Annotated in this window: 14 protein-coding genes; 6 read left to right on the top strand and 8 right to left on the bottom strand. The window is 36.1% G+C overall.

Annotated elements, in window-relative coordinates; genetic code table 11:
• The coding region (locus Q0P34_RS07965; RefSeq protein WP_294955228.1) for a thioredoxin family protein at positions 1 to 94 on the top strand (94 nt) is incomplete at its 5' end.
• Between the two features lie 20 nt (positions 95 to 114).
• Here the strand turns inward: Q0P34_RS07965 and Q0P34_RS07960 are convergent.
• Positions 115 to 1,038, bottom strand: coding sequence for a DMT family transporter (locus tag Q0P34_RS07960; protein WP_294955225.1), 924 nt, complete (start codon positions 1,036 to 1,038; stop codon positions 115 to 117).
• 396 nt (positions 1,039 to 1,434) lie between these two features.
• Here Q0P34_RS07960 and Q0P34_RS07955 point away from each other — a divergent pair, with 396 nt between their 5' ends.
• From Q0P34_RS07955 to Q0P34_RS07940, 4 genes are read left to right on the top strand one after another with little or no spacing between them, the layout of a single operon-like run.
• The gene (locus Q0P34_RS07955; RefSeq protein WP_294955223.1) at positions 1,435 to 2,328 is read left to right on the top strand and encodes a hypothetical protein; all 894 of its coding nucleotides are present in this window, start codon (positions 1,435 to 1,437) and stop codon (positions 2,326 to 2,328) included.
• Entirely contained in the window at positions 2,328 to 3,017 is a 690-nt protein-coding gene (locus tag Q0P34_RS07950; RefSeq protein WP_294955221.1) for an MBL fold metallo-hydrolase, read from the top strand. Before Q0P34_RS07955 ends, Q0P34_RS07950 begins: the two co-directional genes overlap by 1 nt.
• A gap of 8 nt (positions 3,018 to 3,025) precedes the next feature.
• Positions 3,026 to 3,184, top strand: coding sequence for a hypothetical protein (locus tag Q0P34_RS07945; RefSeq protein WP_294955219.1), 159 nt, complete (start codon positions 3,026 to 3,028; stop codon positions 3,182 to 3,184).
• Positions 3,181 to 3,393, top strand: a complete 213-nt coding sequence (locus Q0P34_RS07940) for a hypothetical protein (protein ID WP_294955217.1) — start codon at positions 3,181 to 3,183, stop codon at positions 3,391 to 3,393. Before Q0P34_RS07945 ends, Q0P34_RS07940 begins: the two co-directional genes overlap by 4 nt.
• Before the next feature lie 161 nt (positions 3,394 to 3,554).
• On the opposite strand, the gene Q0P34_RS07935 is transcribed toward Q0P34_RS07940, so the two are convergent.
• The 7 genes from Q0P34_RS07935 to Q0P34_RS07905 form a co-directional block, all read right to left on the bottom strand.
• Positions 3,555 to 4,043: a hypothetical protein gene (locus Q0P34_RS07935; RefSeq protein ID WP_294955215.1), complete on the bottom strand. Its 489-nt coding sequence runs from the start codon at positions 4,041 to 4,043 to the stop codon at positions 3,555 to 3,557.
• A gap of 47 nt (positions 4,044 to 4,090) precedes the next feature.
• Positions 4,091 to 4,291, bottom strand: coding sequence for a hypothetical protein (locus tag Q0P34_RS07930; RefSeq protein ID WP_294955213.1), 201 nt, complete (start codon positions 4,289 to 4,291; stop codon positions 4,091 to 4,093).
• A gap of 234 nt (positions 4,292 to 4,525) precedes the next feature.
• Positions 4,526 to 5,221 carry a hypothetical protein gene (locus Q0P34_RS07925; protein ID WP_294955211.1) on the bottom strand — a complete coding sequence of 232 codons (696 nt, stop codon included), beginning with the start codon at positions 5,219 to 5,221 and terminating at the stop codon, positions 4,526 to 4,528.
• 14 nt (positions 5,222 to 5,235) lie between these two features.
• Positions 5,236 to 6,243, bottom strand: a complete 1,008-nt coding sequence (locus Q0P34_RS07920; protein WP_294955209.1) for an RHS repeat-associated core domain-containing protein — start codon at positions 6,241 to 6,243, stop codon at positions 5,236 to 5,238.
• Positions 6,244 to 6,386: 143 nt separating this feature from the next.
• The gene (locus Q0P34_RS07915; protein WP_294955207.1) at positions 6,387 to 6,842 is read right to left on the bottom strand and encodes a hypothetical protein; all 456 of its coding nucleotides are present in this window, start codon (positions 6,840 to 6,842) and stop codon (positions 6,387 to 6,389) included.
• Positions 6,829 to 8,241, bottom strand: coding sequence for an RHS repeat-associated core domain-containing protein (locus tag Q0P34_RS07910; RefSeq protein WP_294955226.1), 1,413 nt, complete (start codon positions 8,239 to 8,241; stop codon positions 6,829 to 6,831). Before Q0P34_RS07910 ends, Q0P34_RS07915 begins: the two co-directional genes overlap by 14 nt.
• A gap of 29 nt (positions 8,242 to 8,270) precedes the next feature.
• The gene (locus Q0P34_RS07905) at positions 8,271 to 9,146 is read right to left on the bottom strand and encodes a hypothetical protein (RefSeq protein ID WP_294955205.1); all 876 of its coding nucleotides are present in this window, start codon (positions 9,144 to 9,146) and stop codon (positions 8,271 to 8,273) included.
• 50 nt (positions 9,147 to 9,196) lie between these two features.
• Here Q0P34_RS07905 and Q0P34_RS07900 point away from each other — a divergent pair, with 50 nt between their 5' ends.
• Entirely contained in the window at positions 9,197 to 9,454 is a 258-nt protein-coding gene (locus tag Q0P34_RS07900; RefSeq protein WP_294955203.1) for a hypothetical protein, read from the top strand.
• The last annotated feature ends 483 nt before the right edge of the window (positions 9,455 to 9,937 follow it).

Below are 9,937 nucleotides of genomic sequence, written 5' to 3'. Positions count from 1 at the left end.
TGTACCTGCTCTTGTTGTCAACAACAAAGTAGTATCTACGGGGAAAGTGCTGAAAGTTGCCGATGTAGAAAAACTATTGCAAAAACACTGCTGATAAACATATCTTTTCTGTTTTTATGATTTGATTTTTTTGCGGTTTACGGCGACAATTCCCAATGCAACAAGAACACCTGCAATCAGATATTTCAGCATAAACTGTTCGCCTAATATCAGGCTTGAAAAACCAACCCCGAAAACAGGGATAAAGGCATTGTAGATTGCTACCGTGCTGATGGGATGATTTGCAATCAACGAGTTGTAAATACTAAAGCTGATTGCCGAAATAAGAGTTAGGGCAACAATAATTGTAACCCCCACAGCAGACATATGCCACGATTGCCCAACACCGATGCAAAGCCCAACCACACACAATATTGCACCGCCTATTGCCATACTGATTCCGGTTGCAAGCGTCATATCCATTTTGCGTGAAACAATCCTGCCTACCACTCCGCCAAACGCCGCAAAAACAGCGTTAAGCAAAATCATACCGTCACCTAAAAATGAGATATTTTCAAGCATAAATTTCCCGGGCTCCACATTCATAATAACAATTCCCGAAAACCCCAATACGCATCCCAATACCTTATTCCAACCCATTCGGTCATCGGAAAAGACAATACACGACAGAATAATCAAAAGAAAGCTACCCATCGAGTCGATAATCGTTGCGCGTGCGCTTGGCATATATCCCAAGCCGATGTAGGAGAACAAATAATGGAGTGAGGTGTTAACAATTGCAAAAAGCAAAAGCCATCCCCATGCGCTTTTGCTTATTTTCTTTTTAGTATGATTTACGGCACCTGTTATAAGAAGAACCAAAGCGCCTGCAAACAAAAAGCGAACTCCCGCAAACAATACCTTACTGCCCAAATCATCGGTAGCAATATTCAGTTCCCTGTATCCCAATTTGATTAAGGGATAAGCAAGCGCCCACAAAACAGAGCACATCAAAGCAAGCACAGGCAACCATTTTTTACTTTTAACACTTACATTCATAACGGCACTTCAAAATCATTTTATAAATTTTTTGTGAGCTTTCTTGATTGCTTCAAGATAATTTTCTGCGGATTCTTGTATCTTCATATACTACACCTCTGCTTATATTTAATTATTATATCATCAGTAATAAAGCATTTCAAGTAGGATAAAATCTGTTCTTGACAAAAGAGTTAGTTTACGCTAACATGCGTATTAGTTAGTTAAAACTAACTTTGGTATAGGAGGAATTTATGAAAATTGCATTAGCAGGAAATCTCAAGTAAAAACTATAATAATACATACAAATAACGTTAATTAAAATCCCCCTCAGTTGTATACAATCTGCACCCGAGGGGGATTGTAATAACCTGCGGTTTGTGGTAGAATTATCATATACTGAAACGGGGTGGAAATATGATTTATACAAATTGGATGTCTTTTATCAAAGACGATGTTAGACTGACAAGGCTTGTTATTCCCGGTGCGCATAACGCAGGAAGCTATGGTATGAGTGCAATGGCAGAATGTCAAAAGGACAATCTTTTTGTTCAGTTTGAGCACGGTATCAGGCAGTATTGTCTGCGCCTTAACACAAACAGACGAGGCGAAATTGTTTTAGCCCACGGAATTACAAAGGGCGATTTGTTTGAAAATGCGCTAAAGGACATCAAAAAGTCTTTGGATATGTATCCGGACGAGTTCATTCTGTTGGATATAAGAGAATATTATCCGCAAAAATTCGGCCCCATTACATTAACCTACAAGGCGGACAAAAACAAGGTTGACGCCCTGCTTGAAAAATACATCCAACCCGAAAAATATGCCTTTTGCGATTTTGAGCATATCAATGATGTTACAGTAGGTGACATCAGAAAAAGCGGAAAAAGATATATATTAATCAACGAAAACGAGGATTACAAATTCAGCAAAAGCTGTGAGCAGATTTTGCCGTGGGAAAAGAATGTAAACGGTGCCAAGGCTAAAGAATTTGCAAACGAAACGCTGCGTTTTTTTGACGATTACAAAACCGACGGGCTATATTGGTTCCAAACCCAACAAACACCAAACCTCGGCACACAGGTAGGTGTAACAACACCCGCAAGGCTTGATGATGATTTGGTAAATTATTTTGACACAATCATCAACGGCATTGCAACCACTCCCCGTTATCTCGAGAGATCAAACATAATTGCAGGTGATTTTATGACTCGTGATTATTCAAAATCAAGAGCGATACTTAAGCTCAATTTGCTAAAGGGTAATGTTAAGCCCGAGCTTGAAAAAGAATACGAAGAGGGTTTGGTATAATGGAGCTTACTGTTTTAGGTAAATACGGACCGTACGGCAAGGCAGGAGGCGGTTGCTCGAGCGGCTACCTTGTTAAAAACGGTGATGATTTCATCGTTCTTGATATGGGCTGCGGAACACTGTCAAGGCTTATGTCGCAGGTCGATGTAACAAAAATCAAACACATTTACATATCCCATCTGCATTACGACCACACAAGCGACCTGCTTGTATTTAGGTATTTGCTCGAGGAGCTTAACCACACGGTTAACATTTACACTCATCACGAGGACTCTCAGTGGTACAATATTCTTTTTGACCACCCGAATTTCAATGTAGTTAACATTGACGAAGACACGGTGATTAACATCGGCTCAACAGAGCTTCGCTTTTTACCGATGAAACACACGGTTACGGATTACGCAATCATCATCAAGGGTGACAAAACGCTTTGCTACACGGGCGACACACTTTTTAACGACAATGTTTTGAGGTGCTTTGAGGCAAGCGACGTTGTTCTTGCCGATTGCAGTAAGCCAAGAGGATTTACCGGACCTCATATGAGCATTGACGATGCCGTCAGGCTGGCAGGGCAATATCCCAAGGTACAAATAATAGCAACACATCAGTCGGCAGATTACGATCCAAAGGATGATTTGGCAGGAACAGGAATTATCAGTGCCGAGGAAAAAACGACATATACAATTTAGGGAGAAAAATGAAGCATTACGACAGTCTTATTATAGGTCGCATTACAAAGGATTTTAACATTGACCACCTGAAAAACGAAATACGATACAGCTTTACAAAATCATCATCAGTGCTTGCACAAAGATTGCCCATATTGGTAAACATCCTCCTCCCGTCAACGATGTGAAAATTGCAACCAACAGCAAGTTCACAAAGGGTGTAAAGAGCTACACCGTATCAAAGAACAAGACCGTTTCAAAGAAAATCACAAAGCTCAAGGGCAAGAAAAAGTATTATGTTCGTGTTCGCACCTACAAGACAGTTAAGGTAAACGGCAAATCCACAAAGATTTACTCATCTTGGAGCAAGGCAAAGGCCGTAACCACTAAAAAGTAAACCGTAGCAATTCAAAAGGTGACCTTCGTAATGAAAGTCACCTTTTTCTATTTCCTATCATGCACAGTGGACGGTTCCCTGTGCAAGTCCAAATTAGGGGTTAAGGGGTGGGTTAACCCCCCTTGTTTGCTTTGTCAATACAAGAACCGTTCTCTGTGTTCCTATTCTGTTTGGTTATTATTGGCGCTTTTAAGGTTTCGCTTAAGTATAAAATATTTTATAACCATAGGCAATAAAAACAGGTTTTGGCAGATAATGAATATGACCAAGCTCAATATAAGCATTTTCCAATCTTGTATCCATTCCATTCCAATTGAAAATTCACATAGCATATTTACCCCAATAAATGGAAAAGTTAAAACATGTATCAATGTATTATCTAAAAAGCAAATATTAACGCTTGATAGTAGTCCTATAACAATTGCTAACACATTGCATATTATCCATGTTTCTTTTTTGTTTTCAAATTGAAAAATTAATCCTGTTATAGATATTACCACAATCATAATCACAGCATATGGAATAATCATAATAGGAAACTCATGGGGTTGCTGAAATCTACTTCCAATAAGAAAATACAAAGCATATACCACAACACTTACAATAATGTTTGCCAAAAGCAATTTAAATAAAACTTTTTTATTATCCATCGTATCTTCCTTCCATAATAATAAACAATTATATTAACAACTGTATATTATTTATATTCCTCATCCCACTTGTCATACTCATACTGAACAAGCTCATTGCCTTGGGCATCGGTTATGGATATAACATCGCCCATTTGGTTTGTCATATAAAAGTATTGTGTACCGTTATAAATGAAACCTAATGGAGCACCATTAGTATCATACTGAAAATACATAGTGTTTGTTCCGTCTGTTTGTGACAGAATCACACCGTCTTTTGTATTAAAGTATGTTGTAACACCGTTTACAGTCTTGCTTGTTCTAATACCATCTTCATCATAGGTTAACTCCGTTTGACAAATTTTGCAAAAGTGAATTAGGCTTTAGGGGTGGTTATCCACCCCTTGTTTCATCAACATAAGGAACCGTCCCCTGTGTATTCTATTTGATTACCTCAACATTTGAAATTGAACTTGAAAAACATTGTTCTGTAGTCACTGTTTTTATTGGTAATTAAGAAAATTGTTAGAATATTTTGTTAAAACATTTAATGTATTTTCATCAAGTGTATATAAATAGTTAGCAGACTCTACATCTGCACAATACAAACCCAAATTGTTATCTTGATTTATAGAAATATACCCATAATAGAGAACAGCCTCACAATCTGCAAATTTTATCCCTATATCCCAATCATTTGACTTGGATAATTCTTGCACACTGTTGTTTTGCCAATTAGAACTATTGGATGCGTCGATCAATAGTTTTTTAATCAACTCAATATCATTTTTATTAGATATTACAATACAACTGCTACTAAAAAAATCTGTGTTATTGTTTGGAGTAATTATTATTTTTTCAATCGAAGAGTCTTTTCTATAATCAGGAAACTGATAATCTTTCAAGCAATAATTTGTGTAGTTGAAATATAAAAACATACTAAATTTTGAATTATCATAAATTTTAGCCGTTTTTTTAGAGCCGTTTACAATTATATCTGCATTTATCGTAGGCTCTTCTGCTAAAAGCCAGAACGAATTAATTTTGCGTCCATAGTTGTCACAGTCAGTGTAATCCTCGATATTGTAAACATCTTTCGCTTCATTTGAATAATCATTATTTAAACTACAACCAGATGTTAAAAATACTATCAATAAAAGTAAGGCTATATATTTATATTTTTTTTGTATGTTTTTCACATTCCAACCCCCATTCAAAGTATAACATATGACGCTATCTTGATAATGCTTGGTATTTTTGAAACTGTAACTACAGTTTTTATAGTGCTTCCCATCGCCCAAACTGCATAAAATTTCCATTCTCTAGGGTCATTATAGTTCACTTCAATTAAAAAACCACTAGATATCCATCCTTTCCCCCAAGATTTGTTTACTTTATTAAGTATAGTGCCTGCATAATATCCAACAGCATGTGCCCACAATTCAACTTCTATTCTATGCTTACTCATCTTTCTGAATTTATTTCCATTGCCGTAATGATTTACAACAAACTTTGCGAATGATTTGCAAAATGGTCTAGATAAGAATTTCTTATCCATATAAACATTAAATCCAACCGAAGTTATTCTCCAACCACTCATTAACCATACCCAATAACCAGTAGTGTCAGTTTTATTAACAGGATCATTACAACAATAAACAAATAGATTAATTCCTGCCTGTTCATTTTTCTGAACTTTTGCATATTCAGGCAAATCCGCATTAATGAACCTGCAAATGCTTGGGTCATAATAACGGCTTTGTAGATAATAATAACCAGTTTCGTTATCGTAATAGTAACCACGATATCTTAACGGATTTAGGTTTGCTAAAGCTAAATTTGTTGAGGTTGAATCAACAGTACATTCGCCCCAATCTCCATAGGTGTAGCCGGCTACTACTGTTCCTGTTGTATCAGTAATTGCAATAACGTCATTTCTAATATTTGTGATATACAAATATTGTATGCCATTATATACAAATCCCAGTGGAGAGCCATAGTTATCATACTCAAAATAAAGGGTATCATTACCTGTTTTTTGAGCAACAACAGTACCGTTTTCATCAACGATATAATTCGTTGCTACGCCGTTTACTGCCTTGCCTGTACGATAGCCGTATCTATTGTAAGTATAGGAAATAGAATCATTATTTGAGCTATCGGTTATAGTAGCAAGATTTCTTCCGTCTGCCCAAGTGAATGACTTATCGCCGTAAGTCAATACATTACCGTTTGCATAATAGGTAAACTCTGGTTTGACAAATTTTGCAAAAGTGATTAGAGCTTTAGGGGTGGTTATCCACCCCTTGTTTCATCAACATAAGGAACCGTCCCCTGTGCATCCCCTGTGCACTCTTGACGAATTCAATCAGATAACCGTCCCCTGATTGCTTCCTTTATTGATTTTAATTCTATTGTTGACATCCTAATTGCTATTCTAAAAAATAGTAGCGATAGAATTATCAAAGCATCATAGTAGGTGATTCTTTTTGCAATAATAGTAATAAGGATTGATTCAAAAGCAAATAATATAAAAATGATATTTAGCAAAACTGTTGCTATTGTTTTTTTGTATTTCTTTGAAAACATTTCGTATCTTTCTACAGGCACTTTGAATATAATAGCAGATAATTCAACCGTTATAATATAAAGCGGTATAAAAATAATAATCGTAGGAAAACAAATAATTTCTCGATACTCACCATTGAAATCAATAACATCAAAAAACACTATACTTGATGGAATTAAAACATAAATAAGTACCATGATGTAATATATTATTTTAGTTACACAATATAAAGACTTTTTAAGCAATCGCATCAATAATATTCCTCCTTTGTGCACTTAAATAATTTTTAACCTTATTGTAAATAGCATCAACTTTTTGATAATATACTGCTGTTTTTCCAAAACAAAAGCTAACTCCAGTAGAATAACATATTCCATAAGTTTTACAATTATTTCCTTTTCCATAATACCCTTTAACCTTGTGAATTGTCATTGTTGAACTAGTTGAAGAACCACAGTAACCGTTTGGCCACTTAAATCCAGAGGTAGTTTTAACAATAAACAGTCCTGCCGAAAAACTAGTATTTAGTTTGAACATATTACAGATATTTTTTAGTGATACTTTAGGACTCATGACAATATCTTTAAATGAACTTTTAAAGTATTGTATACCTTTTTTGCCAAAGCCACCACCGCCACCAATACCACCATACGCATAAGCATAAACACAATTCTTTGAAAAAACATATATAAATTCAATCCCTACTTCACCTGAGTATCCAAATAATGAAGCTGAAAATTCTAATTGCAATCCAACAGCGACTATGGAATATTTGCTGTTACCACTAAAATCACAATTATTAACAGCATCATTATTGCAATAAGTAAAAATGTTTATACCTGCATAGTCGTCCTTTTGCATTTGTGCATATTCAGGTAGGTCGGAATTAATAAACCTACAAATGCTTGGATCATAATATCGGCTTTGTAGATAGTAATATCCTGTTTCATTATCGTAATAATATCCACGATATCTTAACGGATTTAGATTTGCTAAAGCTAAATTTGTTGAGGTTGAATCAACAGTACATTCGCCCCAGTCACCGTAGGTATAACTTGCGACAATTGTTCCTGTTGAATCGGCAATTGCAATAATGTCATTGCTAATGCTTGTAACATACAAATACTGTACTCCGTTGTACACAAAGCCTAATGGTGTGCCGGATTTATCATATTCAAAATAAAGGGTATCATTACCTGTTTTTTGAGCGACAACAGTTCCGTTTTCATCAACAGTAAAATGAGTTGTAACACCGCTTACTGTCTTGCTTGTACGATAGCCGTATCTATTGTAAGTATAGGAAATAGAATCATTATTTGAGCTATCGGTTATAGTAGCAAGATTTCTTCCTGTATTCCAGGTGTATTCCTTATCATCGTAGGTAAGAACATTACCGTTAGCATCATAGGTTAAATCAACACCGTTTACAGAAACAAGCTGGTCTTTCCAACCACTGTTTGAATAGGTGAATGTGGTAGTTGTGCCCGACTCCGTTTTGCTTGTAATATTGCCTCTGCTGTCATAAGCATAGGTATCATCATTTGCCGACAAAAGCTGACCATTGGAATCATAGGTGTAATTTGTTGTTTTACCGGCATATGTTGTTGATGTAATCCTGTCTTTGCTGTCGTACTCGTTGGCAAAATTCAGAATATCGCTGTACTTTTTAGTAAGAACTTTTATTGCATTATTTGTATGTTTTCATATACCCTGCCGACACTGCCTAAAAGTATAAATGAAACCTTATGTTTTAGGCTTTGTATCGAAGTGTGCGTAAACAATGAATTTCCGCCGGAATATTTTAAAAAACTGACTTTGCACCCAATGCAATAATTTTTTACAAAGCATACATTCGATTCATAATCGACTGTACGGTAATCATTTATATTCAAATTAAAATTGCACTTGTTGACCTCGTTCGTTGATAAATCGAGTTGATACAATTCATTGTCGTTTTCAAAAATCAACGAATTGTCATAAATTCCCACAGCTGAGGTTCCCTTTGCAAGGGCGGTGTATTTTCCGTCGCTGTATTTGAGAATACTCGTGCCGTCACTGCCGAAAAGGCTTTTTCCATCGGTTACATAATTATAAGATGACAGATTTTCGGGATATTTGTCATACGATAATTGCCTGTTTTTAAAATCAACCTTTAGCAAAACTGTTTTTTCGTCGCCATTTTCGGAATCGCAATAGCTGTAGCTTGCCTGATATACGCCGTTGCAAACAACCGCGTTGTCTATTTTTGATGAATAATGCTTTTCCTCACGAATTTCTGTTATTGCATTTTTCTTCGATACAAAAAGGAAGTAGCCAATTTCTCCCCGTTTTGCGTGGCAGTACATGCCGTTGTCCGCTACCGCTATATTGCTTATTTCACTGTATTCGGGCAATTCAATCTCGTGTCTTATAATGCTTTTGCTGTTTTGAGTATATACGCTTCCGTTGTATTCATAAACGACATTAACATTCGGCATTGCGATAATACACGATATTGCTGCAACGATCGCGACTGCCACAATGCAAACAAATACTTTTCTTACTATGTTTTTCATTCAAATCACCCATTTGGTTAGTCATATACAGATACTGTGTGCCATTCCAAATGAATCCGAGAGGAGCACCATTAGTATCATACTGGAAATACATTGTATTTGTTCTGTCTGTTTGCGACAGAATCACACCGTTTACAACATTGATTGTATCATATGTGAATATTAATGTCAATTATCATCAAAGGTTGGGGGATAGAAAAAGAGCAATAATCGCAGTTTCAAGAAAAATTCTTTGTCTTATCTATTACTTACTTTCTACAGGTCAATTTTACGATAATGAGGTCGCTATGCGTCCGTATTTGAATTGATTTTTTCTAAATAATTTTTAGCTAATTTTGATGGGCTTATTTCTTGTACTCTCTTTTCGCCCCTATCTTATTAGTCTTCACGCTAACCGTTCCCTGTGCACCCCATGCATGTAACCGACAATATGCAACAGACGGTGGCAAATGCAATGCAAAGCCTAGGCAATAAAGAGTAATCCGAACCTGCCAAAAATGCAGAATTAAAGCGACTTTTGAAATTTTCGCTGTTGCCTTGCGTCAGCAAGGCTTCCATCTCAAAATCCAAAATTCATCTTTACTGCATGCGTTTTTGGTCTGCGAGTTCAAATTGTGCTGATTTGTTCTTAATCAAGGCACAAAAACGCAGGAATACTTTATGTATTCCGAGTATTTTTAACATAGAGTAAGGGCAAATCAGCCAATTTGAACCACGGTTCGGATTGCTATTTATTGCCTAATCACAGAAACAGAAAACAAACGAAAGAACAAGCTCATACATTTCTCGGC

The sequence above is a fragment of the uncultured Eubacterium sp. genome (genome assembly GCF_945980375.1).
Taxonomy (GTDB): domain Bacteria; phylum Bacillota; class Clostridia; order Oscillospirales; family Acutalibacteraceae; genus Eubacterium_R.
This window is presented reverse-complemented; position numbering and strand designations above follow the sequence as displayed.

Bases quoted from the DNA above. Each gene is read 5' to 3' on its own strand.
- Q0P34_RS07960 (WP_294955225.1), bottom strand. From the start codon at position 1,038: ATGAATGTAAGTGTTAAAAGTAAAAAATGGTTGCCTGTGCTTGCTTTG.
- Q0P34_RS07955 (WP_294955223.1), top strand. From the start codon at position 1,435: ATGATTTATACAAATTGGATGTCTTTTATCAAAGACGATGTTAGACTG.
- Q0P34_RS07950 (WP_294955221.1), top strand. From the start codon at position 2,328: ATGGAGCTTACTGTTTTAGGTAAATACGGACCGTACGGCAAGGCAGGA.
- Q0P34_RS07945 (WP_294955219.1), top strand. From the start codon at position 3,026: ATGAAGCATTACGACAGTCTTATTATAGGTCGCATTACAAAGGATTTT.
- Q0P34_RS07935 (WP_294955215.1), bottom strand. From the start codon at position 4,043: ATGGATAATAAAAAAGTTTTATTTAAATTGCTTTTGGCAAACATTATT.
- Q0P34_RS07915 (WP_294955207.1), bottom strand. From the start codon at position 6,842: ATGCGATTGCTTAAAAAGTCTTTATATTGTGTAACTAAAATAATATAT.
- Q0P34_RS07905 (WP_294955205.1), bottom strand. From the start codon at position 9,146: ATGAAAAACATAGTAAGAAAAGTATTTGTTTGCATTGTGGCAGTCGCG.
- Q0P34_RS07900 (WP_294955203.1), top strand. From the start codon at position 9,197: ATGAATCCGAGAGGAGCACCATTAGTATCATACTGGAAATACATTGTA.